The sequence below is a fragment of the Acinetobacter sp. ABJ-A23_2 genome (genome assembly GCF_044538765.1).
Taxonomy (GTDB): domain Bacteria; phylum Pseudomonadota; class Gammaproteobacteria; order Pseudomonadales; family Moraxellaceae; genus Acinetobacter; species Acinetobacter nosocomialis_A.
Genome location: NZ_JBIUCP010000052.1, coordinates 1 through 24,224, shown reverse-complemented (window position 1 = coordinate 24,224; position 24,224 = coordinate 1). Strand labels below are relative to the sequence as shown.

Genomic DNA, 24,224 nt, shown 5'->3' with positions numbered 1-24,224 from the left:
AGCAAGAGTGAACCACCTGATCCCTTCCCGAACTCAGAAGTGAAACCTCTTAGCGCTGATGGTAGTGTGGGGTTACCCATGTGAGAGTAAGTCATCGCCAGCTCATTATTCCAAACACCCCAATCTCAAAAGAGATTGGGGTGTTGCTTTATGCGTGGAATAAAGTCAAGTTTAATCACAATTCTTTAGAGATGAGATGTGTATAAAATATAAACTAAAGGAAAATGGATCAGAAAACTATATAAAGAAGTATAGAAGAGCTAACTTTAATTAAGTAAACTCTTCCGAGAATAATTATTTTAATTGTCTACGTGCATGTTTTAGAGCAGTGCGTAAGCCTTCTTCAAGAGTAGGATGATAAAAAGGTTTTTCTAATATATCTTTTAAAGTTAATTCTTCACCAATGATCCAGCTTAATAGGTGAGCCATATGCTCTGTCGCCTCGGTAAATAACTCGGCACCAAGCAGTTTTTGGCTTTTTCGTTCTATATAAACTTCAATAGCTCCTTTATTTTTTCCAAGAACGATAGCTCTTCCTTGTCTTTCATAAGATGCTTCACCTGTGACAAACTCTACTCCATTGTCTTTTAGCTGTTTATAACTTTGCCCTACAATTGCCATTTCTGGATGACTAAACACTATTCCTAATGGAATGAGAGTCTTAACTGAGTTAACTTGTGGATAATTCAGACAGTTCTGAACAACTTTTTTGCCTTCATGGGCAGCTTCATGTTGTAGTGGCGTTGAAGTATAAGCATCCCCAGCAATAAAAATTGGATAGTTATCTAGTTGTTTTGTTTTAGCATTTATAGGTAATAACTTAATATCCTGAAAAGATTTATCAATATTCTCTAATTTTAGTGTATCTAGTAAGCTTGAACGGCCTGTTGCAGATAATACATACTCAACTTGAATAGACTTTTCTTTTTCATCAAATTTATAATTCAGTATAACACCATCAGAAGTAGACTTTACTTCGGTCGGTAATGTCTCAAATAAAAAGTTTAACTCTTTACTTAACTCTTCTTGAGCAAGTTGCTGTAATTTAGAGCTAGTAAATATTCCAATTCTTTTACTACGAGCAAATATAGTTGTTTCTACTCCTAACCGATGCATAGCTTGTGCGATCTCAAGAGCAATTACTCCACTTCCAATAACGGCAATAGATTTAGGTAGAGTATCTAATTCAAATATTTGGTCTGTGGTAATAAGGCGATCACCTAATTCTTGTTTCCATGTTTGATCATAATTAGAAGTGGAACCAACTGCCAGAATAAAGCTTTTTGATTGGTATTGTTTACCATTCACTTCAATAGTTTCCGAATCAATAAAATGTGCTTTACCTGAAATTTTATGTTCAGTTGGCCATTGCTCTACATCTTTAAGGGTTGCCTTCGTAAAACGGTTACGTAAGGTTCTTACATGCTCCATAACCTGATCAGTATTAATATCTATGGATGCACTCAATCCAACTTCTTGTGTATTTTCGATGTCATACATACGATTTGCTGTAGAGATGAGAACTTTACTTGGCATACACCCTACACGTGCGCAAGTGGTATCCCATGGTCCATCATTTATAATTAAAATATTATTGGTGTGTTTAACGGCTTCTTTATAAGCGCTAATACCAGCAGTACCTGCGCCAATGATAATTATATCGAACATTGTGATTAAGCTATGCTAATAGATATTTAGAATATATAGAAAAACCCTCTTGAACAGAGGGTTTAGTTCTAATTATTTAGCTTTAAAATGTAAATTTTTGCTCAAAAGGTGATTTTAAAGTAGTTGAAACAGTTCCATTTTGATTAATAGACTGACCTTCAATATTTATACTATTAATTACATGTTTGAAATTTAATATAGTTCCATTCGGAGACTGTTTAAAAGTGAAAATATTTTGTCCTTCCAGATAGATGCTACCATTAAATTTCTGTGTATTCGTTGTTGGAGATTGATTCTCAACGCGACTTCCTTCAATACCAGTAATACTTGGTAAACTCAATACTTGATTACCGCTGAGTTTCAATTGATATGTCGCATTATTCGTATTCCCAGGAGTCGAATTTACAACAAATGAAATTGGTTCTGCGTAAGGAACATTAGGGTTATCATTGATAAGTACGTTAAAACCAGATCCCCCTTGAATTACATATAGATCACCATCAGTTGATGTATTATCTTTATATACGCTCATTGCACCTGTAGTGATTTCTTTTTCGGTTGGTTGACCAGTTTGTGGATCTTGAACAGTGGCCGTTGTGGTAATTTTATAATCGCTTGTGGTTGAGTTAATTAATACAAATCTCTTCTGCTTAGTTTGTTGGAGTCCCCATGACTGTTGGAATGGATATGCAAAAGCTCCAGTAATAGTTACATCTTGGAAATTTTTATCCTTATTTTCATTTTCAAAAATATAAATTCTAGTATTAGATTGATATTCCTGTAGATTTGGAGAGGTATTGTCAGAGGCGAGTTTAATATTCTTTAAATCATCTGCTGTAATATCAAAATCCCAATCATTATAACCTGTAAGTAATGATTTTATTTCTTCTCCTTTAAAAACGTAGCAGGCGCGATAGTCTGTAGTACTATTAATAAAGCATTTGTCACGATAGTGATCTGAATATTTAGTGAGATCTACTTTTCTAATATCTAGAGTTAATTTTAAAGGTCCTTGTGCAAAAGTATCTAATGCATGATCGATATAACCTTTTGATAAGTTTTCATCATTAAGATCGTAGGCACCAAATAAATATTTTCCTTCTTGCTTTACGCTATTTAAAACAGAAGTAGCTAGTTCCTGATTTGTTGAAGGTGGATTTGGTGTTGTTGTGGAACCAGAACTTGAACTTTGATCATAATAGCCTCCACTACCTCCGCCACCACAAGCTGATAAAAAAACAGCTAAAGTAACCCCACATACCCCTTGAGTAAGTTTCATCATTATCCCCATATAAAATGATATGTTATTTAAAATAATTTTTAGTTTTTTAAAATAACATATATTTCATGTGGTTGCTCACGATATTTATATTAAGAAATTTGTATTAAATACTTGTTCCCATACTTACACCGACTGTAGGTCGAACCTGCATAGATGAACATGCACTAAGAATAAGACAACTGACTAATAAAAATATAAGTTTATTCATAAGAGAACTGAGAAATTTAAAGCGATTTGAATACTTTAGCTAAAGACTATTTATATATCTGTTGAATTGATGCAGTAATATATATTCTTTTATTAAAAAAAGGCTCTATTTTTACTCGAAAATAGAGCCTTTAATAATTGTATTCAAAGAATTAATCGTCTAACAAATCCATTTGTTTGGCTAATTGATAAAGATTGTTTGAACGGTTTCCTGTACGGCAAAACATAAGAACAGGTTTTGGAAGTTCATTATAGTGATTTGCAAAAGTACGGACATCAAGCTCAGTAATTTGACCTGCAACTACAGGTTGGTAAACGTAATCTAGACCTGCTTGACGTGCTGCTTCTTCAATTTGAGCACTTGTTGGTTGTTCTGGACCACCTTCCATGTCAGGGCGGTTATTGATAATAGATTTAAATCCTTTTTCTACCACTTGTCCCACATGTTCTGGACCAATTTGACCTGCGAAACCAACATTATCTGACATTTCGTCACTCCAAAATTTAATAAAACCTCTTATGCTGTATCATAGCATTAAGCTTAACCTGAGATACAAGACACTAAAACGTTGTTCCTACATAGATAAAATTATGTAAAAGAACAGCTATAGATTTTTAAAAGGCGATCAGGATGTTTTTTGTAAGTTCATTACTTCGACCATAATGCCACGGAGCACATATGCACGCTTATACGGTTGAGCCTTTATATGTTCCATGTGATCAGGAAGTGATCGCAGCTGACTTTTATATTCCAAAAACAAATAATAAATCCGCGGTAATTATCATGGCACATGGTTTTGCCGGCTTACGTCAATTCAAGCTTATCCAATATGCGCAGCGTTTCGCTCAGGCAGGCTATGCGGTTATTTTATTTGATTATCGATATTGGGGTGGGAGTACAGGTAAGCCCCGAGAGATGATTTCTATCAATTCTCAATTGGAAGATTGGAAGACCATTATTCAATATGCATCCACTTGTAAACTTATAGATAATCGAAGAATTGTTTTGTGGGGCACATCTTTAAGTGGGGGATATGCTTTAAGCCTAGCTTCTGAACTGAAAAATATTCAGGCCATTATGGTACAAATTCCATATGTAGACGGTGCTGAAACAGCAAAACTGTATCCATTACAGCGTTATCCCCAAGCTTTAAAGTTGTCGAGCCAAGATTATATGGGTTCTAAAATGGGCCTTAATCCAAAGAGATTACCTGTTGTTGACCAATTTAAATTATGTTTTATGCCAACAGCAGATAGCTACTATGGGTATTTGTCGATTGTAAATCCAGATTATTATTGGAGTGGAGAAGTTCCTGCACGCGTCTTTTTTAATTTGATGCGTTACCGTCCAATTCAACTCGTACGTCAGATTAATATTCCAGTTTTATTTATTGCTGCTCAGCATGATTCTTTAATTCCAATTGAGTCTAGTCGTGAAGCTGCAACCAATATTGCGCCTTTTGTGAGTTATCATGAGTGGGATATGAAACATTTTGATATCTATCACGGTTCATGGTTTGAAAAAGCAGTGACGACCCAATTAGAATTTTTACATCAGCATATAGGAGTGATGTAAATGATTATTGTATGTGCATCGTGTGGTGCAAAAAATAGAGTTCCAGAGGAAAAACTTAGCGCGCAACCGAGTTGTGGCCAATGCCATCAGCCATTACTCCCGCTTGCGCCGATTGAGTTAAATGAACAAAACTTTAGTAACTACATCACGAATAGTGATCTGCCTATTTTGATAGATTTATGGGCAGAATGGTGTGGACCTTGTAAAATGATGGCGCCACATTTTGCACAAGTTGCAAAACAAAATCCACGTGTCATTTTTGCCAAGATTAATACCGAAGAGTCTCCTCGCTTAAGCCAAGCATTTAATGTGAGAAGTATTCCTACGCTTGTATTAATGAATAAAACCACAGAAGTTGCTCGAATGAGCGGTGCATTACGCGCTCCTGAATTGCAGCAGTGGCTAGATCAACAACTTCAAACGAATTTCGGGAGCTAAGGTGTCAGAAGCTTATACCAAACCAGAAGGAATTTTATCCTTACAAACGATTGCCATGCCAGCAGATACAAACTGGAGTGGTGATGTGTTTGGTGGGTGGATCGTGTCACAAATGGACTTGGCTGGAGCAATTCACGCAGAGCGTTTTAGTCGTGGTCGCTGTGCCACGATTTCCATTAATCAGATGACCTTTTTGGTTCCGGTAAAAGTAGGCTTTGTCATTAGCTGCTATACCAAAATCTTAAAAGTAGGTAATACGTCTATTCAAATGCAAATTGAAGTTTGGGATAGTCATGATGATTCTCGTGCTCCAATTCGTATTACTGAAGGAGTCTTTACCTTTGTAGCAGTGGATGTAAAGGGTAATAAGCGCCAAATACCCGAAGAAGCAAGACAAAAGTTTTTAGATACTCAATAAACTTAGAAAGCCTGAATATCAGTATTCAGGCTTTAATTTTTAATTTAGATAAAGAACTCATTTTTAGAATTAAAACATCGTATTGGTATTTTTGCTTTGCTCAGGAATATTTTGTATTACATCCCAATGCTCTACGATTTTTCCATTTTCGACACGAAATATATCAATAATTGCTCGGCCTCTATCTTTTTCGTTTTCAGTCGAATGGGCATGTAAAACGACAAGATTACCTTCAGCAATCGTACGTTTAATCTCATTTTTAGCTTGAGGATTTTTTTGGAATTTTTCAGTGAAGAAATTGACGAAAGGTGCTTTTCCATCTGGCACATTAGGATTGTGCTGAATGTATTGTTGACCAATATAACGGTCTGCATATTCTTTGACTTTATGTTTTAAAAAGACGCCTTCATAAAAGTCGATGACTATTCTTTTGTTTTGAGCGCTTACTTTATCTATCGCTTCAGATTTAGTTGAAGTTAATTTACTGGCTTTCAGATGAGGTTCAGTCGCATGAGTCGTTATTGTTGTAAATATTAAACTGGTAAATAAAGAGGATAGAATCAATATTTTTTTCATTGTGACCTCAAGATATAAAATTGTAATTTTTATATCTTGAGGTAAATAACAATCTAAAAATATTTTAGATTAGTTATCATTTCTTACGTTTAGGTAACCATGCCCAAAGCATTTGGCATTGGATTGGTTCATTACCTGCATCATCAATAACGGTAACTGGAATAACAAGTTCACCTTTCTCATGATCAGCAATATATTTTTGCTGTTCTGTAGAGAGGGTAGCTGTTGCTGTTAAACCGCCTTCAACCACTTTTAAATAATCAACATGCAATGATTTGATTAATAAAATGCGGTTATCAGGAATATGTAAACCCGTTAAAAAACCTGTCGCAGTCTCTGCCAAAAGTGCCATTGCAGCAGCATGCACACCTTTAATATGGTTCTGCATGTTTTTCTGGTTTTCTAAGCGAACAGTCACATGGTTTACATCTACTTCCAGATAGCGAATATTGGCTGTACCCACCATTGGCACAATACGGCCAAATGCCTTGCTCCAAAGCGTACTTCGAACACCTTTAGGAAATTTTGAAGTTGCTTTTACCAGTTTTAATAGTCGATTGGATTGAGACATGGGATTACCTTAACTTTGAATGTCGCTAAAAGATATTAATCTTTAAAGTTATTAAACTGTAATGGCACACCGAATTGTTGTTCACGTAAAAAAGTCATGACTTGTTGCAAAGTGTCACGCTTTTTATCGGTCACACGGATTTTGTCGCCTTGAATAGAAGATTGCACTTTAACGCCGCTTTCTTTAATGGCTTTATTAATTTTTTTTGCTGTATCAGAGTCAAGTCCATCTTTAAGTTTAATGACTTGTACAAAATTTTTACCTGACGCAGCAGCTTTTTGCGGATCAAGTGCTTGCACATCAATTTTACGTTTATAAAAATGATTTTCTAACATGTTATAAACTTGTTCACACTGGAAATCACTTTCTGTGCTGATTTTAATCTCTTTATTTTTTTCGTTTAGTTCGATAGAAACATCATGACCACGGAAGTCAAAGCGTGTTGCAATCTCTTTTTGTGTGTTTTGAACCGCATGATTAACTTCAAATAACTCTAATTCAGAAACAATATCGAAAGAAGGCATAGTTTAGACCTTTACAAAGTGAAAGAATATTTGAGATGCTAAGAGGGTTTTCTTCATTTGCCAAGTGTTGTTTACATCAAAGGAGTGCACAATGATCCGTAAACAAGAAATTACAACATTTGAGTTCCCAGAAAATGCTGTTATCTGGGATGTCCGTGATTCAAGTGCTTATGCAGAAGGGCATGTTAAAGGTGCGGTAAGTCGCCCGATTAATGATTTAAATGCTGATATTTTGAACCAGGTCGCTGCGGATCAGCCGATTTATATTTTATGTGGTGGTGGTAGCAAAGCTCCTCGTGCAGCTGAGAAACTAGAAGACTTAGATGCCTCGCGTGAATATGTCGTGCTGATGGGGGGGACGCGTGCAGCTCGTGACGCAGGTTTACCTCTAGAGCAGGGCGCATAAAAAAAGCACCTTCGGGTGCTTTTTTATTGGAACTAAATTTTCTCAAGTGCACTATTGAGATTTAAAATACGGTTTCTTCGGTTTAACTTTCTTTTGAAAGCGCTCGGCACTTAATTTCTTTAATAGGCTTTCCGGAACAGGACAAGTCTCACCTAAAATTTCCGCTACAAGTACTTCACTGCAAAGCGGTGCAAATAAAAAGCCCTTTGAACCTAAACCTGCAAAGGTAGAAATACGACTTTCACTCTGCATTTTACCTATCACTGGGAAATAATCTGGGCTTTGGGCCCGAACCGCTGCTCGACCTTGCCATTGTTCTACAGGTGGTAATTGTTTTGCATAAGTAGGGAAGACACTGTGGATTAATTCAAAGTTATGCACATGGTCGTCAATGAGTACGTCTTGATCTTCTCGGTTTGGGTAGAAAGATGCCCCTAAAATGAGTTGAGAAGAGTCAAGCTGCATGCAATAGCCGCCATAGCTATACGCATCGTGTAAAGGTAGAGGTGCAAAAGAATTATTAACCCAGCTCACTTGTCCACGTATTGGCTTTAAAGGGGGATAGTTCTCAAATAAAGCAGCACTTTCTCGGGCACAGCACACCACAACATGATCTGCCTCTGCAATGATTTCATCATTCGTTTTCAATTGAACTTTATTTTCAAAAGAAACAAGTGCTGTGATATTAGCAATTTTTAATTCAATACCTGAATGCTGCAAAATTTCATCACGTAACTGGTGTGGAGAAACTGCGCCAGCCTCGCTTAATACAATGTGTGGATAGTCCGATTCAAGTGAGCTTGTTTGATTGGTAACAATATCAGCAGGATATTGATCAGCAAGATCGAGAAGATCTTGGGCATTTTTTAATGCCATTTGCTGTATTTGAATTGGGCGAAATGCTTGAAAGTTTTTATAGAAATTCAACGCATGTTGCCAGCTTAAAGTCATCAGGTGCTCATGACTTTGTTCAATTGGGCATAATTTTGGATTGAGTAATGCTAAAGGGTTGCCAGAAGCTCCAGATAAAGGCGCTGTACGCTCGAATAGAGTAACTTGGTGCCCACGTTCAGCAAAAGCCCATGCTGCGCTTAAACCAGCAATCCCTGCGCCAATAACGGCAATATGCTGCTGTGTAAAATTGAAAGTATGGTTATCTGGTTCTAGTGCAGTGTCTTCACTTAAAGGTGCTTTCCAAACTGCTTTAAGCATTTCACGTTTATGCCCGAAACCGCGAGGACGTGAAATATCAATGCCATACGCTTTTAGTCCACGTTTGAGAACACCCGCTACACTAAACGAGGCAAAGGTAGTGCCATAATCAGAAAGACGTACAATATTGTTTAAAACGTTTTGTTCCCACATGTCTGGATTGCATGAAGGTGCAAATCCATCTAGGAACCAAGCATTCACTGCTTTCGTTTTTACCATACTTGGAAAAATATCTTGCGCATCTCCTAACCATAAATCGATGCTAAAACGTTCTTCTGGGAAACTTAAACGATGGCAACCTGCAATAGGCAAGGGATATTGTTCAATAAGTTGTTTCGCAAATGGCTTAAGCTCATCCCATACATTGAGTGCACGGATGAGATCTGCTTTGCTTAAAGGGAATTTTTCTACGCTAATTGCATGTAAATGGCTGTGGTTATTGGGACGGACCTGCTGCCAAAGCTCCCAGAGTGCAAGAATATTTAAACCAGTACCAAACCCGGTTTCTCCTACACTAAAATATTCAAAGTCTTGTAAATTGGCTAATCGTTCTGATAGGTCATTGCCATTTAAAAATACATGTCTTGTTTCAAGCAGACCATTATCTTTAGAAAAATAGACATCACCAAATTGTTTGGAAATGGGAACCTCAATACCATCAATAGATTCCCAATCCAGCTCAGCAGTTTGTATACGGTTTGATTTGTTCATTCGGTTTAATAAGCCGCTCAGAATTACCACTGACGACGACGTTTGGTATAAACATAACTCGCAATAAAGAAGCCAAGCAGTACGCCACCTGCAAGAGTTACTGCACCATATAAGAACATTTGTGCGCTACGTTCACTTTGTAAAACTTGTACCTGAACAGACAAGTTATCGTTCTTTAGCTGTAACTCTTGGTTTTGTGCAAGTGCTTCAAGGTTTGCATGTTCTAACTGTTTTAGACGAGATGCTTGATCTTGAACTAAAGCCTTTATTTTTGCATCTTGCTGCTGCTTATTTTTTGCGATTTGTTCTGCGGTAAGCGGCTGTGCTGTAGTTGCCGCCGTTGTAGCGGTCGGTTTGGCTACTGTTGCAGAAGTAGGCGCTGGTTTAGTCGCCTGAGTTGAAGACACAGTAGATGGTGTTGCTGGCGTCGCAGCAGGTTCAACTGCTCCTGCAGTTGAACAGATCAAACACAAGCCAAGAAAGCTTTTGGTTGCAAGCTGCATGCGTTTACCCTTTTGGAAATGCTTTATTAAACGGTTTGACATCAATGTGGCTATAAATGCCTTCTTTCAAAAATGGTTCTTCTTTTAACCATTCATCTAAAGCTTCACGGCTATCAAACTCTACAATCATAGTACTACCGTAAAAACCAGCCTGTGGATCATTCGGATCTTTTGGCATAGCTCCAGCGGCAACAAGACGACCTTCATCATCAAGTTTTTGTAAACGTTCGATATGTTGAGGGCGTATTGCTAAACGTTTCTCTAGAGTTCCTTCGTTATCGGTACAGCTTAGAACAAAAAAAGGCATGTCGTATCTCTATAATCAAACCGAAATCACATTAAGCTTCTGGTGACTTAAAATGTTTACGTAAAATAATGAACTGAATAATGATAAATGAAAACATGACGATCATGTCACCAAATGCCGTAAATTCACCCCAATATTTTCCGCCATGAAATAAAAACGCGAAGAAAACATGTAAACCGGACATGACGACAAACATGGCAGCCCAAGCAAAATTTAAGTTTTTCCAACCTTTTTCACTTAGCTCTAAAATTGGGTCAAATAAACGTTTAATGAGAGGTTTACGTTCTTTACCAAACCAAGGTGAAACCAAGAAAGCACCAGCAAATACCAAGTTCAAAATCGCAGCTTTTAAACGAATATAAAAATCATCGCTTAACATGAGTGTAATGCCACCAAAAATAACGGTCATAAACAGTACAATCCACTGCTGTTTATCTAAACGGAATTTTTGAATAACAAACAAAGCACCATACACGACAAGCATTGAAATAATTAAGCCTGTTGTAGCGACCAGAATATTATTGTTATTTACACCGCCAGCGGAACCGATCAGTTTAAGCAATGGGTGATGTGCGTTCGCAGGATCAACAGTTTTATATAAATAGAAGAAAATAATTAATGGAACAAAGTCCAGAAGTGCTTTCATGTTAGAGTATCTGATCAGGTTTGGTGAATGGCATAGTATAAAAGATGCAAGGCATAGATTTACATACACATAGCAATATTTCTGATGGAACTTTGTCTCCGGAATTGCTGGTACAAGCTGCTGTGGATGTGAAGCTGCATACTTTGGCACTCACTGATCACGACACAATGGATGGTTTGCAGCGTGCAAGAAATGCTGCACAAGCCCATGATTTAAAAATCATTTCTGGTGTAGAGATCTCGAGCCAATGGTCTAGGCCAAGTACAAAAAAAAGCTATGGTGTGCATATTGTGGCTTTAAACATGCAAGATGAAGCACCAATTTTGGAAGCATTAGAACAACAAAAAAGAATTAGAGCACAAAGAGCAGAAGTCATTTGTGAACTGTTAAAGAAGTGTATTGGCTTTGATATTTATCAAGATGTACTCGATAAAGTTGAAAATCAACCAGACCGTATTACCAGAACACACATTGCCAAAACCTTGGTTGAAAAGAATGTGGTGAGCCGTCCTCAACAAGCTTTTGACCGTTTTTTAAAGGAAGGTAAACGCGCCTTTGTAAAGTTTGAAGGCTTGGGTTTACAAGAAACAATAGAGGTCATTCATAACAGTAAAGGCTTGGCAGTTTTAGCTCATCCAACTCGTTATGACCTATCGGCAACCAATACGCGTTATTTGATTGAGTTATTTGCGAGTTGTGGTGGTGACGCCGTGGAGTTACCGCCACCTGTAGATCCTTTATCTACTCGCCAAATGATTGATCGTATGATTGATCAGCATCATTTAGCGGTTTCAATTGGCAGTGATTTTCATGGAGAAAATATGCCATGGATTAAATTAGGGAATACCCCTAAACCAAAGACTGACCAGCAGGGTATTTGGGAACGTTTTCTCTAATAGTGCTCTAAAGCAAGTTGTTATCTTGAGCTTGAATTGGAGGAGGCGTTGGTTTACCCAGCGTTCCTAAAAGTTCAATTTCGATACTACGCACCATGGCATCTAAAGGTAAATCATTGCTTTGAGTACCGAAAGGCTCTTCGATTTCAGAGCTTAGAGCATCTAGACCTAAGAATGTGTATGCCAAAATTCCGACCAGTAGAGGTGTTGCTAATCCAAGTAAAGAACCCAAACTAAATGGCAACATAAAGCAGAAAAAGTAAACAGTGCGGTTGAGCAAAACTGAATAGGCAAATGGAATAGGTGTATTGGCGATTCGGTCACAGCCAGTTTGTACTACACTTAAATCTGAAACATTTTTATTCATTTGAGCATAAATAATATCTGAGATTTCACCCTCTTTAAGTGCTTGTAATAATTCCCAGTGAATGAGGCTCAGTGTGTACTGAGGGGCATTATTTTGCTGATAGAGTTGGGTGAGTGCTTGCTGGCTCATACCACTGGTTTGTATTAACTCAGTTGGGTTCGCTGTCTGACGACGTAAACGATCACGTAATACATTAGCAAAAACAATCACATGTTGAATGACTCGTTCACGACGGGCTTGAGTTAAAATACGACAGTCGCGGTCAAAGTGACGTGAAGTCGCAATGAGTACACCCCATAGTTTGCGAGCTTCCCACCAACGGTCATAACATGCCGTATTTTTAAAGCCTAAAAAAATAGAAAGTACAACGCCAATTAAGGTGAAGCCAACTAAAGGAATTTCTGGAAAACGGTAGAGATTAATATATTCAACCCCACCAATGATTGCCGAAATCAGCATTACCACCCCTAAAGAGGGCAAAATTTTTGGTAATATCGTCCCTCGCCAAGAGAATAAAACTTTAAAAATACTGGGTTGTTCACGAACAATCATTTTATTTTAAACGTCGCTATTTTTGTTTTTGATATTCTAAGCTTAGTGAAGCTTTGTCAATATCATTGAACGGCTATTGTGGTAGGGTTGAGCAGTTGTTGTTCAGTAAATGAAAAGCTACCTTCTGGTGAGATAATAAAATGGTCTAGTAAACGTATTTCAACCAGCTGACAAGCCTGCTGAAGTTGCTCTGTGAGTTTAATATCTTCAGGAGATGGCTGTGCAGAACCAAATGGATGATTATGTGCTATTACCAGTTGGCAAGCATGTTGTTGTAAGGCATAACGTAAGGTTTGATTCACTGAAACGGCACAGTGCTGAACTGATCCAAAAAATAACTTTTTAAAATGCAGTTTCCGTAATTCGGCATCTAAGCACAGTACTGCGAAGACTTCTTGTTTCTCACCTTTTAATTCATAACGCAGATAATCTAGAACCAAATGAGAAGAATGAAGGCTTAGCTCAGTTTGACTAAAATGATAATCGAGATAACGCCGTCCAAGCTCTTTTACGGCCAATAATTGGGAATACTTGGTGGCTCCAATACCATTAAATTGAGCTAATTCATTGAAAGATGCATCGAAAACAGCATTGAGGCTTCCAAATTTTTGAATCAGTAAGCGTGCGAGTTCAACTGCTGAATGTTGGCGTGAACCTGAGCGAAGAAAGATCGCAAGTAATTCAGAGTCAGAGAGGCTTTGAGGGCCTTGTTGTAATAACCGTTCTCTTGGCCGTTCTTGTTCTGGCCAATTTTTAATAGAAGTATTCATATTCCCCAGCAATATTCTGCTTAAAATTTTATTTTGTTTGCCCAATCAATCTTGGGTCTGCGCGTATTTAATGCTATTGTGAGCGCCACTGCAACAGAAAGGTATCCTGTTCGTGAGCTTTGATTTAAGTGTTATTCCTCATAAAAACATTGTTTTAGCTGTTACAGGTGGGATTGCTGCCTATAAGAGTGCCATTTTGGTCCGTCGTCTTAAAGATTATGGCTTTGACGTTCGGGTTGTGATGACACACGGAGCTCAAGCATTTATTACCCCTCTAACGTTTCAGGCTCTTTCTGGAAACCCTGTACATACCGAGCTTTTAGACCCTGAGGCTGAAGCTGGAATGGGCCATATTGAATTGGCTCGTTGGGCTGATTTGTTACTGGTTGCTCCAGCAAGCTGTGACACCTTGGCTAAGTTTGCTAATGGTTTGGCAGATGACTTACTCAGTACTTTATTTTTAGCAACTAAAGCACCTGTATGGGTTGCCCCAGCAATGAACCAGCAAATGTGGGCTGCAAAAGCAACTCAGCGTAATTTGCAAACGCTAGTTGAAGATGGCGTGCATGTGATCATGCCGGATTCAGGTGAACAGGCTTGTGGTGATGTCGGTTTAGGCCGTATGCCAGAACCAGAAGAAATTGCCCGTCAAGTAGCTGGTTATTTCCATCAAGCCCAACGTGCGATTGCTGAAAAATTTGGTTTATTGGCAGGTAAGCGAGTTGTGATTACTGCTGGACCAACACGCGAAGCGATTGATCCAGTTCGTTATATCTCAAACCATAGTACTGGAAAAATGGGCTTTGCTTTAGCGGCTGCATGTTATGCTGCAGGGGCAAAAGTCACTTTAGTTGCCGGACCTGTAAGTTTAGATACACCAAACGGTGTGCAACGTGTCAATGTTGCATCTGCACGTCAAATGTTAGATGTCAGCATGAACTCACTTGAGACTGGTTGTGATATTTTCATTGCGACAGCGGCAGTAGCCGATTATCGCGTTGCAGAAGTGGCTGAGCACAAGATTAAGAAAGCAGGGGATGAGTTGAATGTTTCCCTTGTCAAAAATCCAGATATTGTGGCAACCATTGCCGCTCAGGAAAAACGTCCATTTATGGTGGGTTTTGCTGCCGAAACGCAAAATGTTGAAGAATATGCAGCAGGTAAACTGGTTGCTAAAAAATTAGACATGATTGCGTGTAACGATGTTTCTCGTGCTGATATTGGTTTTGCTTCGGATGAAAATGCGATGACTGTTTTCTTTGCTGAAAGCTACCATATGAAAAAGCGTGAACTAGAGAAAGCATCTAAACAAGAAATTTCTCAACAGCTTGTTGAAGCTATTTCGGATGCATTACGCCGTAAATAAGCTTTGAGCTTAATAAAAAAACCGCGAATAAATCGCGGTTTTTTTATATGTCTTGGTTTAACAATCAAGGAATTTCATCTTCAAATTCAGGTTTAACCTGAACAATGAAGTCTTGACGGTTAAGACCACGCCACAACGCAAATGCTGTACCGATATAAATTGAAGAGTAAGTTCCGACAAAGACACCCACAAACATTGCAACAGAGAACCAATGTAAGCCATCACCACCCAAGAACATCATTGCGAGTACAACAAGCAATAAGGTCATTGAGGTATGGATGGTACGACGTAAAGTCTCAGTTAAAGCAATATCAACGATTTCACGTGGAGTCGCGCCGCGAATCTTACGGAAGTTTTCACGGATACGGTCTGAAACAACGATGTTATCGTTAAGCGAGAAGCCAATCACTGCAAGTACCGCAGCTAAAACTGTAAGGTCAAATGGCCATTGGAATAATGCAAATGCACCAATAATAATGATGATGTCATGAAATAAAGACATTACGGCACCCATCGCGAGTTTAAACTCAAAGCGAATGGTCACGTAGATCAACATTAAGATAAGCGCAAGAGCAACCGCTCCAGCCGAACGAACATAAAGCTCATTACCCACCTGACCGCCTACAGAGTCCACTTTATGAACTTCGGCAGCATTATTTGGTAATTGCACAGCTTTGGTAATCGCGTTATTAAGATCTTCAACCTTAACTTCTTGTACCGGCATACGCACGAGTAAGTCTTTATTACTACCTAGCGTTTGTACTACTGCATCTTTAAAACCAGCTTTGTCGAGTGCCTGAATAACGTCAGACTGATTTGCTGGTTGTGCATAGTTAAGTTCGGCAGAAACACCACCTGTAAAGTCCAAACCTAAGTTAAGACCTTTAGTCGCAATAAAGAAAATACTCGCTAGAGTAATAAGGATCGAGAAGATTGCTGCTGGTTTAGCAATCTTCATGAACGGGATGATTTTTGCATCATCCGGACGACCATATTGTTTTGAAGGCTGTTGAGTCACTTTAGTCATCATAGATCTCCTTAAATGCTCAACTTTTTCAAATTACGGCGTTTACCATAAATGAGCTGTACGATTGCACGTGTTACTGTAATTGCAGTAAACATCGAACACACAATACCGATCATTAATGTTACGGCGAAACCTTTAATCGGGCCTGTACCAATTGCAAACAGAATGAAAGCAACGAGGAACGTCGTTAAGTTCGAGTCAAAAATGGTGTTATAGGCTCGATCATAACCCGCCACAATGGCCTGTTTGGGTGAGGCACCCCAGAGCATTTCTTCTCGAATACGCTCACATATCAGTACGTTGGCATCGACCGCCATACCAATGGTAATAACGATACCAGCAATACCTGGTAAGGTGAGGGAAGCCCCTATCCAAGACATAACCGTTAAAATCATTGCCAAGTTAAATACAAGTGCAAAGTTCGCAATTAAACCGAATACGCGGAAGAACACGACCATCCAGATTGCAACAAGTAAGAAACCGATTTGAGTAGAGAGTACACCTTTATCAATGTTTTCTTGACCAAGGCTTGGACCAACAACACGTTCTTCAACGAAGTACATTGGCGCAGCTAAAGCACCAGCACGTAACATTAATGCAAGTTCAGATGCTTCTTGAGGAGAACTTAAACCAGTAATACGGAAAGTTGAACCTAAAACAGCTTGAACTGTTGCAGCGTTAATAACGACAGACTCGGTATATGGTGTACGAACTTCTGTTTGAGCGCCAGTTTTTGGATCTGTAACGTAGCTAATCTTTTGCTTGTTTTCGATGAACAATACCGCCATGCGTTTACCAACAGCATTACGGGTTGCATCTGACATGAGCTTACCACCAGCACTGTCGAGCGTAATATTTACTTCGGCACCGCCAGAGTCTTGGCTAAAGCCAGAACTTGCATTTTGAACACGTTCACCAGTCAAGATACGGTTACGTTGCAACAAAAGTTGACGACCGCTATCTAAAGATTGATAAGCAAAAACTTCTGTACCCGGAGGTAAAGGTTGACCGTTATATTTACCCGTATATGGGTCAATATATTGATCATTTAAGTCAGATACCAAACGGAATTCGAGGTTAGCGGTACGGCCTAAAACACGTTTAGCTTCTGCTGTATCTTGAACACCCGGTAATTCAACGACAATACGGTTGCTACCCTGACTTTGTACTAATGCTTCTGCAACACCAAGTTCGTTAATACGGTTACGTAGTGTTGTTAAGTTCTGATTGACTGCATATGCCTGAATTTCTTGACGACGTACATCGGTATAAGAGAGTTTTAAGGTAGAACCTGTGGTGCTCGCTAATGCCTGTTGGGTATATTCATTACCATTACGGCGTAAAAAATCCATTGCTGCATCACGATCAGCATTGTCAGCAAATTGAACAGTGATCACATTATTATTTAACGCAAGGTTGTTAAATTTAATTTTGTTTTCACGGAACTGACGACGCAAATCAGTGGCAGAGGTTTCCATACGTTGGGAAATGGCTTTGTCCATATCTACTTCTAGCAAGAAGTGGACACCACCACGTAAGTCCAAACCAAGTTTCATTGGTTTAGCCCCAATTTTTTGCAACCATTCTGGTGTAGTTGGTGCAAGGTTTAGGGCAACAACATATTGATCACCTAAGTCACGGCGTAATACTTCTTTTGCTTTTAACTGCGCTTCAGAAGAGCTGACACGCAAGAGAGCAGCATTATTTGTAAAAGTATTATCGTGGCTCGCAATATTTGCTGTTTTTAAAATTTGCTCTGCTTTTTGCACCACACTTTGATCAATTTGGGTACCAGCTTTGGCACCGGAAATTTGAACTGCGGGCTCATCCGGATATAGACTAGGCAGTGCGTATAATGTACTGACTACCAGAACAACCAGAATCAGTAAATATTTCCATGCAGGGTAACGCATTCGCTTTCTTCTTAAATGAAAAAGCCGTGCTAAAGCACGACTGTTTTATGATTAAAGGTTATTTAGAGTGCCTTCAGGTAATACAGAAATTACGCTGGCACGCTGAATTTTTACTTCTACACCACGGTTAAGTTCAACAACCGCATAGTCACCTTCAAGTTTGGTTACTTTGCCCATTAAACCACCAGCAAAAACAACTTCGCTACCTACACCTAAGCTTTCGATTAAAGAACGGTGCTCTTTTGCGCGTTTTGCTTGAGGGCGCCAGATTAAGAAATAGAAGATTGCAACGAATACAACAATCATCAAAATGTTTGGCAAAAGACCCGGGCTTTGGGCTGCTGCTGGAGCTGCATGTGCAGTAGAAATGAACAAGCTCATTTTAATTTCCTAAAGTTAAAAAATATGAGTCAGATACCTGACATAATCCTAATTCGTTTTGCAATTTACCTTGTCTTGCGGTTGAGCGCAAATCTCGCTTATTCATCGACAGGGCAAGGTGGAACTTCTAATCCGCGACGGGCATAAAAGTCCTGAACAAATTCATCAAAAGTGCCATTATCTAATGCATCACGCATACCTTCAGTTAAACGTTGGTAATAACGTAAGTTATGAATGGTACCAAGCATAGATGCTAACATCTCTCCACATTTTTCAAGATGGAACAGATAAGCACGGGTAAAGTTCTTACATGTGTAGCAATCGCAGTGTGGGTCAAGAGGACCTTGGTCATGGCGATATTTACTATTACGAATACGTACCAGACCATCAGTGACAAAATAATGACCATTACGTGCATTACGAGTCGGCATTACGCAGTCAAACATATCGACACCACGGCGCACCGCTTCAACGATATCTTCAGGTTTACCTACGCCCATTAAGTAACGAGGTTTGTCCGCTGGCATTTTGTTTGGAAGATAATCTAAAACTTTGATCATCTCTTCTTTTGGTTCACCTACAGATAAACCACCAATTGCATAACCATCGAAACCAACTTCAAGTAAGCCATTTAAAGACTCGTCACGTAAGTCTTCATACATGCCGCCTTGAATAATGCCGAATAAGGCATTTTTATTTTTAAGCTCATCATGGTGATGCGTTTTACAACGTTTTGCCCAGCGCAAAGAAAGCTGTAATGATTTTTGTGCTTCTTCGTGTGTTGCAGGATAAGGCGTACATTCATCAAAAATCATGACGATGTCAGAGTTCAATACATGCTGAATTTCCATTGAAATTTCAGGCGATAAAAACACTTTTGAACCATCAATCGGAGAACGGAAAGTAACACCTTCTTCCTTAATTTTACGCATAGCGCCAAGGCTAAATACTTGGAAGCCGCCAGAGTCAGTCAAAATTGGCTTATTCCACTTAATAAAGTCGTGCAATCCGCCGTGTTGCTTGATTACTTCAAGGCCCGGACGCAAATATAAATGGAAGGTATTACCTAAAATAATTTGTGCCTGAATATCTTCGATATCACGCGGCAACATGCCTTTGACTGTACCGTAAGTCCCCACTGGCATAAAAACAGGTGTTTCAACAACACCATGTTCTAAAGTTAAACGACCACGACGGGCACGACCCGACTGACCTAATTTTTCAAACTTCATCTAAAAATCCTGAACAATAGCAAGCAATACCGTAGGGCAGTGCAAGGGCGAAAAAACAGTTCGCTGCTAAATAGGGGCTGTCAAATTATGAGTTTTTAAACGGGAAGACCAATTTAAAAATACAAATAGCCCTAAAAATAAGAGGGCTATTTTCCTTGATTCTGCCAAGTAGTTCTACTACTAAATGTAGCTGGCTATAAAATAGGTCAATTTTCCGATTGAATGACCACTTTTTTATTTAGACTAAAAGTTAGGTTTGTAGTCAAAATTGTCTGTAGCCAAATTATCGCGAAAAGGACGAATTGCTTTTTTAGATAAAGTCATCGTATTAATCAGATTATTTGGAAACACTTCAATCTGGTTGTTAAATACTTCGACATTGCGGTTAAAAATGCTGATTGCCGCGCCAACATTTTCGTTTTGTTCCTGAATATCATCCATCATTTTGCTATAGAGCGTATCTGCTTTTAGTTCAGGATAGTTTTCAACCACGACATTTAGGCTACGAATCAGCTCTTTGCTCATTTTTTCAATCTGCTGTAATTGAGCAATATCAGTATGGTCGACATTTAAACTGAGAATTTGCTGACGTAAAGCAGTCACCTTTTCTAAAGTCGATTTTTCAAACTGAGTATATTGATTGAGCGTGGTTTCTAATGCTTCAAGTGTTTTTACTTTTTGGCGTTCGAAATTTGCAACCTCTGCCCAAGCACGTTTGGTCGCGTTAAAATAACGCACAATGTTGTTACGAATGTGGATGCCCCACGCAATCAGTACGACGAAAATCCCCAAGAAAATGAATAAGCCTTTCATTTTCACTCCTCTTATTTTTATTCTCTCATTGAACCTTTTAACTTCTTATTTAATAAGTTGCCAGTTCGGCACTACGAGAGATTTATTTAATTAAATTAAGCATGAATTGTTGAAATTTTTCATATTGCGGCATGGTCATGGTACGTAAATGTCCACGTAATGCTGGAATATCATGAATTTCACTACGTTTACTGGTGGTTTGAAAAAGATCTTGCTCACCGAGATAACATAATATTTGCTCTTCATGATGATAAATTAAATCACCGTTAAAATGTTGAAAAAAATCATGAAGTTTTAAAGTTAGACTTGGGCTAATTTCTTTAGCTAACTGGTGTTGGTCAGTACCGAAAATATTGAGCTCTTGGTTAATCAGAATGTCAGTACTTTGCCATTCGCTTAAGTACGGTGCAAAAAAGCGAGAACGTTGATTACTTACGGCTATACCTAAGGCTGGTATTTGAAAAATAAAAGCACCCCATAAATCTTTATGAATCTCTTTTATTATTTTTTTATCGCTGTTCTGATCTTGAAGTATAGGTAAATTATTTACATAGTGATATTTAAATAGCAGGACTTGATGATCTGTAATGCCATCATTCCATGTCACTGAAGCAAACTCAGTAATTTCATTCGCTTCATTGCCTCGATTAAACAATGGGAAATATTGTTTTAGTCTGCTTAAGACTAAAATGGGTTGAGCTTGAATTGGAAGATAAGCTGGTAACGGCTGAAACTGCAGGCCATAACGTAAAGCAGTCATACGCTGTTCTAAATAATGAATAACTTCGGTTAAAGGCTTTTGCGGTTCATAGAGTAAGTAGGCCAGAAAACCAGTTAAAAATGCCCATAAGAGACTCCAAATATATTGAATATGAGGATGAAAAAAATATCCAAATAATAGTGTCGTAATACTGCAAATACCTAACAAATACGGCAATACATTAACAAAACGAAGGTTATGATCTTCACGCCATGGATGTAACGCATTTAAGAGCTCTTGATCTGTTTGTGACTTTTGTCCCGCGTCCCAAAGTCGAGCAATATTACGAAAGACCTGTGTATTTTTTTTACGTCTTATATGAAGTGCTTGTTGTACGGTATCAATTGGCATGAAGGTAATGAGTTGATTATCATAAAGTGCTAAGCCTAGATTATCTTTTAAATTGAAAGAGATAAATAGAAATAAGTTTTAAATAAATAATTACTTTTATGACTTCGGCATTTGAGTTTCATCAATGAAATGCTGCAATATATTTGCAAACTGCTCAAACTCTGGCATTGAAAGTGTTTCAAGACATTCAGTAAGCTCACGTACACTAGTGCCATATAAACTTTGCTGACGTAAAAGATTTACATTACAGAGCCAACATAATGCAGATGTTTCAGGGTGTACATAGAAGTCCCCCGGAAAATCTTCCAACATTTTTTCTAATAATAACAAACGGTCAGGGCTTAGAAATTTTACTAAGTCCAACTCATTAATTCCACTTTGTTGGTATTTTTGATTAAAACGAATATCACTTGACTCCCAAGCTACTCCTAAGCGGCAAGCCTTTTGCTGTTGACTTGAAATGCTGACTCCGCGAACTGGAAAACTCTCTAAAATGATACCGTATAAATCATAGCTAACATCTTTAAGTTCCCAACTGCCTTTTGAGTTATAGGCCATCTCTCGATTGATATAATGATATCTAAAAATTTTATAGGGATGAGTTGTTTCTCTTACTTGCCACTTGCCGTGTACTGCTATTAGGACTGAATTTTGTTGATTACCTAACTTAAATAATGGAAAAACTGAAGCAGGTGTGCCTTCTTCCGGCAAATTATCTTCGGTTGCAAATTTAAAATTATATTTATGTTCATAATAATAAGTTTGGATATCTTGAAGCAGACAATTAAGTTCGGCAGTCGATGCTCTATGATGAAAGCCATAAAAGATCGCAAGAATCGCAAAAGGGAAGAAATAGATCGAAATAAAAAAGCCTAAAGCCATACAAACTAAGGCAAAGATTGTAGCATTCCAAAAAATATAATTTCGTATACCAAGCTGTTGTGTACCTGTCCAATTCTTTAATGAATGAATAAGCAGCTCAGGTGGTAATTCCTGATTAAGTAAATTTCTTAACGCTTCAATATTTTTTAAAGTAATTTTGTTGTGCGTATTTTGATTATCAAAAGTATTTCGAACTTTCTGGAAGATAGGATTCATAAATTTTTTTATTAATTAAAATAGTATCTAGATCAGCTGGATTAAACCTCGAATTAACTTATAAGGTTTAACCCAGCTTTAATTTTTAAACTTCTAATTTATCAATCAACATTGCATCGCCATAACTAAAGAAACGATAGCGGTTTTTAACTGCATGTTCGTAAGCAGCCAAAATATTGTCTCGATTCGACAATGCTGATACCAACATGAGTAGGGTAGATTCAGGTAAATGGAAGTTAGTAATTAAACGATCTACAATACAGAACTCATAGCCCGGATAGATAAAGATCTGCGTATCACCATTCCACGCTGCGATTTTTCCGCCGTGTGCTTGAGCTGCACTTTCTAAGGCACGTGTTGCGGTTGTACCGACAGCAATTACTTTATTGCCGCGCGCTTTTGTCGTCAAAATCAAATCAATAGTTTCTTGGGGAACGTCGCACCATTCACTGTGCATAACATGATTGGTAATGTCATCAGTACGGACAGGCATAAATGTGCCAGCGCCGACGTGTAAAGTCACAAAAGATTTTTGAACATTTTTTTGCTCTAACTTTGCTAGTAACTCTTCGTCAAAGTGCAGGCTCGCAGTTGGTGCAGCCACACTGGCAATTTTCTCAGGGTTATGGAAAACCGTTTGATAGCGTTCAGTGTCAATTTCTTCTGCTTCACGGTTAAAGTAAGGCGGAATAGGTAACTGACCATATTGCTCAAGTACAGGTAAAATTGGCTGTGAAAACTCAACGACAAATAAGTTTTCGTGACGGCCACGCACAATCACAGGAATATTACTTGCACCGACAAAAAGCTCAGCCCCTGCTTTAGGAGAGTTACTCGCTTTAATATGGCAATACGCTGTGGTGTGGTTCAGCATACGCTCAACCAAAATCTCAATTGCACCACCTGTGGCACGTTTTCCTTTAAGACGAGCTTTCATTACTTTGGTATCGTTGAGTACCAACAAATCACCTTCTTCAAACAGATCAATAATATCTGTGAACATGTGATCGTGATATTGACCCTTTGCGTCTAAATGCAATAAACGTGAAGCACTACGTGATTCGAGAGGGTAACGGGCAATAAGTTCATCGGGTAATTCAAAGGAAAAGTCAGACAGTTGCATATTTAGGAAAAAACACCGCAAAAATTGGGCCTAGTATAAACTTTTTCGCTTTTTTATGGCTGTGCTTCTGATCTAAATCATGAAAAATGTTTAAATGATCTAAAAGTGAACGATAATATTCACTTAGGGTTTGACAAGTTTTGCAAACGCGCTAATATACGCAACACAAACATACTTCCTCTCCCGAGGTGGTGAAATTGGTAGACGCGGCGGACTCAAAATCCGCTGTCAGAGATGACGTGTCGGTTCGAGTCCGACCCTCGGGACCAAGATTCAGAATCTTATGATTCTACGAAAACCCCATAAGCTAATGGCTTATGGGGTTTTTTGTTGAATATTTTAATAAGTAAAAATCTATTCAAGATTACTTTTATGGTTAAAAATCTAGATTAAATGATTTAATTTAGTGCAAAATATTTGGTTGGAAGGGTCCTAAGCAAGTATTGACTTACTACACCCCAACTAATGAGAAAATTTTAGGAGAATTGAATGTATTAAAAGGATTATCAAAACATTTCATTTCTTATTTG

Annotated in this window: 26 protein-coding genes, 1 tRNA gene and 1 rRNA gene; 8 read left to right on the top strand and 20 right to left on the bottom strand. The window is 38.3% G+C overall.

What is annotated here, in order from left to right:
- Nucleotides 1–103: ribosomal RNA gene (gene rrf, locus ACH63V_RS15600) — 5S ribosomal RNA — on the top strand; the annotation flags it as partial.
- Nucleotides 104–294: 191 nt separating this feature from the next.
- On the opposite strand, the gene ACH63V_RS15595 is transcribed toward rrf, so the two are convergent.
- The 3 genes from ACH63V_RS15595 to ACH63V_RS15585 all read right to left on the bottom strand — a co-directional run bounded on the left by ACH63V_RS15595 (nt 295) and on the right by ACH63V_RS15585 (nt 3,645).
- Nucleotides 295–1,668 carry a dihydrolipoyl dehydrogenase gene (locus tag ACH63V_RS15595; protein ID WP_396463984.1) on the bottom strand — a complete coding sequence of 458 codons (1,374 nt, stop codon included), beginning with the start codon at nt 1,666–1,668 and terminating at the stop codon, nt 295–297.
- Between the two features lie 82 nt (nt 1,669–1,750).
- Complete coding sequence (locus ACH63V_RS15590) at nt 1,751–2,947, bottom strand: hypothetical protein (protein WP_396463983.1); 1,197 nt, start codon at nt 2,945–2,947, stop codon at nt 1,751–1,753.
- Between the two features lie 362 nt (nt 2,948–3,309).
- The gene (locus ACH63V_RS15585) at nt 3,310–3,645 is read right to left on the bottom strand and encodes a TIGR01244 family sulfur transferase (RefSeq protein WP_049063451.1); all 336 of its coding nucleotides are present in this window, start codon (nt 3,643–3,645) and stop codon (nt 3,310–3,312) included.
- Between the two features lie 191 nt (nt 3,646–3,836).
- On the opposite strand from ACH63V_RS15585, the gene ACH63V_RS15580 reads away from it, so the two are divergent.
- The 3 genes from ACH63V_RS15580 to ACH63V_RS15570 are packed head-to-tail and all read left to right on the top strand — an operon-like array spanning nt 3,837 to nt 5,589.
- A complete protein-coding gene (locus ACH63V_RS15580; RefSeq protein ID WP_396463982.1) occupies nt 3,837–4,733 on the top strand; it encodes an alpha/beta hydrolase in 897 nt (298 codons plus the stop codon).
- Nucleotides 4,734–5,171, top strand: a complete 438-nt coding sequence (trxC, locus tag ACH63V_RS15575) for a thioredoxin TrxC (protein WP_002051446.1) — start codon at nt 4,734–4,736, stop codon at nt 5,169–5,171. It abuts the gene before it with no gap.
- Nucleotide 5,172: 1 nt separating this feature from the next.
- Entirely contained in the window at nt 5,173–5,589 is a 417-nt protein-coding gene (locus ACH63V_RS15570) for an acyl-CoA thioesterase (protein WP_151964273.1), read from the top strand.
- A gap of 69 nt (nt 5,590–5,658) precedes the next feature.
- On the opposite strand, the gene ACH63V_RS15565 is transcribed toward ACH63V_RS15570, so the two are convergent.
- The 3 genes from ACH63V_RS15565 to ACH63V_RS15555 form a co-directional block, all read right to left on the bottom strand.
- Nucleotides 5,659–6,165: an ester cyclase gene (locus ACH63V_RS15565; protein ID WP_396463981.1), complete on the bottom strand. Its 507-nt coding sequence runs from the start codon at nt 6,163–6,165 to the stop codon at nt 5,659–5,661.
- A gap of 76 nt (nt 6,166–6,241) precedes the next feature.
- Nucleotides 6,242–6,736 carry a DUF4442 domain-containing protein gene (locus ACH63V_RS15560; protein ID WP_311069821.1) on the bottom strand — a complete coding sequence of 165 codons (495 nt, stop codon included), beginning with the start codon at nt 6,734–6,736 and terminating at the stop codon, nt 6,242–6,244.
- 35 nt (nt 6,737–6,771) lie between these two features.
- Nucleotides 6,772–7,260: a YajQ family cyclic di-GMP-binding protein gene (locus ACH63V_RS15555; RefSeq protein ID WP_002051423.1), complete on the bottom strand. Its 489-nt coding sequence runs from the start codon at nt 7,258–7,260 to the stop codon at nt 6,772–6,774.
- 91 nt (nt 7,261–7,351) lie between these two features.
- On the opposite strand from ACH63V_RS15555, the gene ACH63V_RS15550 reads away from it, so the two are divergent.
- Nucleotides 7,352–7,666, top strand: a complete 315-nt coding sequence (locus ACH63V_RS15550; RefSeq protein WP_002051246.1) for a rhodanese-like domain-containing protein — start codon at nt 7,352–7,354, stop codon at nt 7,664–7,666.
- Nucleotides 7,667–7,717: 51 nt separating this feature from the next.
- Here the strand turns inward: ACH63V_RS15550 and mnmC are convergent, their stop codons facing one another.
- The 4 genes from mnmC to ACH63V_RS15530 are packed head-to-tail and all read right to left on the bottom strand — an operon-like array spanning nt 7,718 to nt 11,045.
- A complete protein-coding gene (mnmC, locus tag ACH63V_RS15545) occupies nt 7,718–9,589 on the bottom strand; it encodes an FAD-dependent 5-carboxymethylaminomethyl-2-thiouridine(34) oxidoreductase MnmC (RefSeq protein ID WP_396463980.1) in 1,872 nt (623 codons plus the stop codon).
- A gap of 23 nt (nt 9,590–9,612) precedes the next feature.
- Nucleotides 9,613–10,092 (bottom strand): hypothetical protein, encoded by a 480-nt coding sequence (locus tag ACH63V_RS15540; protein WP_263614598.1) that lies wholly within the window; start codon nt 10,090–10,092, stop codon nt 9,613–9,615.
- Nucleotides 10,093–10,096: 4 nt separating this feature from the next.
- Nucleotides 10,097–10,399 carry a YciI family protein gene (locus ACH63V_RS15535; protein WP_263614597.1) on the bottom strand — a complete coding sequence of 101 codons (303 nt, stop codon included), beginning with the start codon at nt 10,397–10,399 and terminating at the stop codon, nt 10,097–10,099.
- 31 nt (nt 10,400–10,430) lie between these two features.
- A complete protein-coding gene (locus tag ACH63V_RS15530) occupies nt 10,431–11,045 on the bottom strand; it encodes a septation protein IspZ (protein WP_304401442.1) in 615 nt (204 codons plus the stop codon).
- Nucleotides 11,046–11,089: 44 nt separating this feature from the next.
- Here ACH63V_RS15530 and ACH63V_RS15525 point away from each other — a divergent pair, with 44 nt between their 5' ends.
- Nucleotides 11,090–11,941 (top strand): PHP domain-containing protein, encoded by an 852-nt coding sequence (locus ACH63V_RS15525; protein ID WP_396463979.1) that lies wholly within the window; start codon nt 11,090–11,092, stop codon nt 11,939–11,941.
- Nucleotides 11,942–11,948: 7 nt separating this feature from the next.
- Here ACH63V_RS15525 and ACH63V_RS15520 read toward each other — a convergent pair whose 3' ends face one another.
- Together ACH63V_RS15520 and radC are read right to left on the bottom strand one after the other, a co-directional pair.
- A complete protein-coding gene (locus ACH63V_RS15520; RefSeq protein ID WP_005072669.1) occupies nt 11,949–12,860 on the bottom strand; it encodes a bestrophin family protein in 912 nt (303 codons plus the stop codon).
- A 62-nt stretch (nt 12,861–12,922) separates the two neighbouring features.
- Nucleotides 12,923–13,642 carry a DNA repair protein RadC gene (gene radC, locus ACH63V_RS15515; RefSeq protein WP_396463978.1) on the bottom strand — a complete coding sequence of 240 codons (720 nt, stop codon included), beginning with the start codon at nt 13,640–13,642 and terminating at the stop codon, nt 12,923–12,925.
- Nucleotides 13,643–13,742: 100 nt separating this feature from the next.
- On the opposite strand from radC, the gene coaBC reads away from it, so the two are divergent.
- On the top strand, nt 13,743–14,996 hold the full coding sequence (coaBC, locus tag ACH63V_RS15510; RefSeq protein WP_004705657.1) for a bifunctional phosphopantothenoylcysteine decarboxylase/phosphopantothenate--cysteine ligase CoaBC: 1,254 nt from the start codon (nt 13,743–13,745) through the stop codon (nt 14,994–14,996).
- 64 nt (nt 14,997–15,060) lie between these two features.
- Here coaBC and secF read toward each other — a convergent pair whose 3' ends face one another.
- The 8 genes from secF to queA all read right to left on the bottom strand — a co-directional run bounded on the left by secF (nt 15,061) and on the right by queA (nt 23,694).
- Complete coding sequence (gene secF, locus ACH63V_RS15505) at nt 15,061–16,026, bottom strand: protein translocase subunit SecF (RefSeq protein WP_019457463.1); 966 nt, start codon at nt 16,024–16,026, stop codon at nt 15,061–15,063.
- 8 nt (nt 16,027–16,034) lie between these two features.
- Entirely contained in the window at nt 16,035–17,936 is a 1,902-nt protein-coding gene (gene secD, locus ACH63V_RS15500; RefSeq protein ID WP_151760907.1) for a protein translocase subunit SecD, read from the bottom strand.
- Nucleotides 17,937–17,987: 51 nt separating this feature from the next.
- Nucleotides 17,988–18,317, bottom strand: coding sequence for a preprotein translocase subunit YajC (yajC, locus tag ACH63V_RS15495; RefSeq protein ID WP_000051669.1), 330 nt, complete (start codon nt 18,315–18,317; stop codon nt 17,988–17,990).
- Nucleotides 18,318–18,415: 98 nt separating this feature from the next.
- Entirely contained in the window at nt 18,416–19,549 is a 1,134-nt protein-coding gene (gene tgt, locus ACH63V_RS15490; RefSeq protein WP_004705660.1) for a tRNA guanosine(34) transglycosylase Tgt, read from the bottom strand.
- A 243-nt stretch (nt 19,550–19,792) separates the two neighbouring features.
- Nucleotides 19,793–20,362 (bottom strand): LemA family protein, encoded by a 570-nt coding sequence (locus ACH63V_RS15485; RefSeq protein ID WP_086497531.1) that lies wholly within the window; start codon nt 20,360–20,362, stop codon nt 19,793–19,795.
- 82 nt (nt 20,363–20,444) lie between these two features.
- The gene (locus ACH63V_RS15480; RefSeq protein WP_396463976.1) at nt 20,445–21,473 is read right to left on the bottom strand and encodes a hypothetical protein; all 1,029 of its coding nucleotides are present in this window, start codon (nt 21,471–21,473) and stop codon (nt 20,445–20,447) included.
- A 96-nt stretch (nt 21,474–21,569) separates the two neighbouring features.
- The gene (locus ACH63V_RS15475; protein ID WP_396463975.1) at nt 21,570–22,571 is read right to left on the bottom strand and encodes a hypothetical protein; all 1,002 of its coding nucleotides are present in this window, start codon (nt 22,569–22,571) and stop codon (nt 21,570–21,572) included.
- 85 nt (nt 22,572–22,656) lie between these two features.
- Nucleotides 22,657–23,694 (bottom strand): tRNA preQ1(34) S-adenosylmethionine ribosyltransferase-isomerase QueA, encoded by a 1,038-nt coding sequence (gene queA, locus ACH63V_RS15470; RefSeq protein WP_396463974.1) that lies wholly within the window; start codon nt 23,692–23,694, stop codon nt 22,657–22,659.
- 182 nt (nt 23,695–23,876) lie between these two features.
- Here queA and ACH63V_RS15465 point away from each other — a divergent pair.
- A tRNA-Leu gene (locus ACH63V_RS15465) sits at nt 23,877–23,963 on the top strand.
- The last annotated feature ends 261 nt before the right edge of the window (nt 23,964–24,224 follow it).

What these genes read in the sequence shown, in the direction of transcription:
- ACH63V_RS15595 (WP_396463984.1), bottom strand. Translation starts at nt 1,668, where the DNA reads ATGTTCGATATAATTATCATTGGCGCAGGTACTGCTGGTATTAGCGCT.
- ACH63V_RS15590 (WP_396463983.1), bottom strand. Translation starts at nt 2,947, where the DNA reads ATGAAACTTACTCAAGGGGTATGTGGGGTTACTTTAGCTGTTTTTTTA.
- ACH63V_RS15585 (WP_049063451.1), bottom strand. Translation starts at nt 3,645, where the DNA reads ATGTCAGATAATGTTGGTTTCGCAGGTCAAATTGGTCCAGAACATGTG.
- ACH63V_RS15580 (WP_396463982.1), top strand. Translation starts at nt 3,837, where the DNA reads ATGCACGCTTATACGGTTGAGCCTTTATATGTTCCATGTGATCAGGAA.
- trxC (WP_002051446.1), top strand. Translation starts at nt 4,734, where the DNA reads ATGATTATTGTATGTGCATCGTGTGGTGCAAAAAATAGAGTTCCAGAG.
- ACH63V_RS15565 (WP_396463981.1), bottom strand. Translation starts at nt 6,165, where the DNA reads ATGAAAAAAATATTGATTCTATCCTCTTTATTTACCAGTTTAATATTT.
- ACH63V_RS15560 (WP_311069821.1), bottom strand. Translation starts at nt 6,736, where the DNA reads ATGTCTCAATCCAATCGACTATTAAAACTGGTAAAAGCAACTTCAAAA.
- ACH63V_RS15555 (WP_002051423.1), bottom strand. Translation starts at nt 7,260, where the DNA reads ATGCCTTCTTTCGATATTGTTTCTGAATTAGAGTTATTTGAAGTTAAT.
- ACH63V_RS15550 (WP_002051246.1), top strand. Translation starts at nt 7,352, where the DNA reads ATGATCCGTAAACAAGAAATTACAACATTTGAGTTCCCAGAAAATGCT.
- mnmC (WP_396463980.1), bottom strand. Translation starts at nt 9,589, where the DNA reads ATGAACAAATCAAACCGTATACAAACTGCTGAGCTGGATTGGGAATCT.
- ACH63V_RS15540 (WP_263614598.1), bottom strand. Translation starts at nt 10,092, where the DNA reads ATGCAGCTTGCAACCAAAAGCTTTCTTGGCTTGTGTTTGATCTGTTCA.
- ACH63V_RS15535 (WP_263614597.1), bottom strand. Translation starts at nt 10,399, where the DNA reads ATGCCTTTTTTTGTTCTAAGCTGTACCGATAACGAAGGAACTCTAGAG.
- ACH63V_RS15530 (WP_304401442.1), bottom strand. Translation starts at nt 11,045, where the DNA reads ATGAAAGCACTTCTGGACTTTGTTCCATTAATTATTTTCTTCTATTTA.
- ACH63V_RS15525 (WP_396463979.1), top strand. Translation starts at nt 11,090, where the DNA reads ATGCAAGGCATAGATTTACATACACATAGCAATATTTCTGATGGAACT.
- ACH63V_RS15520 (WP_005072669.1), bottom strand. Translation starts at nt 12,860, where the DNA reads ATGATTGTTCGTGAACAACCCAGTATTTTTAAAGTTTTATTCTCTTGG.
- secF (WP_019457463.1), bottom strand. Translation starts at nt 16,026, where the DNA reads ATGATGACTAAAGTGACTCAACAGCCTTCAAAACAATATGGTCGTCCG.
- secD (WP_151760907.1), bottom strand. Translation starts at nt 17,936, where the DNA reads ATGCGTTACCCTGCATGGAAATATTTACTGATTCTGGTTGTTCTGGTA.
- yajC (WP_000051669.1), bottom strand. Translation starts at nt 18,317, where the DNA reads ATGAGCTTGTTCATTTCTACTGCACATGCAGCTCCAGCAGCAGCCCAA.
- tgt (WP_004705660.1), bottom strand. Translation starts at nt 19,549, where the DNA reads ATGAAGTTTGAAAAATTAGGTCAGTCGGGTCGTGCCCGTCGTGGTCGT.
- ACH63V_RS15485 (WP_086497531.1), bottom strand. Translation starts at nt 20,362, where the DNA reads ATGAAAGGCTTATTCATTTTCTTGGGGATTTTCGTCGTACTGATTGCG.
- ACH63V_RS15480 (WP_396463976.1), bottom strand. Translation starts at nt 21,473, where the DNA reads ATGCCAATTGATACCGTACAACAAGCACTTCATATAAGACGTAAAAAA.
- ACH63V_RS15475 (WP_396463975.1), bottom strand. Translation starts at nt 22,571, where the DNA reads ATGAATCCTATCTTCCAGAAAGTTCGAAATACTTTTGATAATCAAAAT.
- queA (WP_396463974.1), bottom strand. Translation starts at nt 23,694, where the DNA reads ATGCAACTGTCTGACTTTTCCTTTGAATTACCCGATGAACTTATTGCC.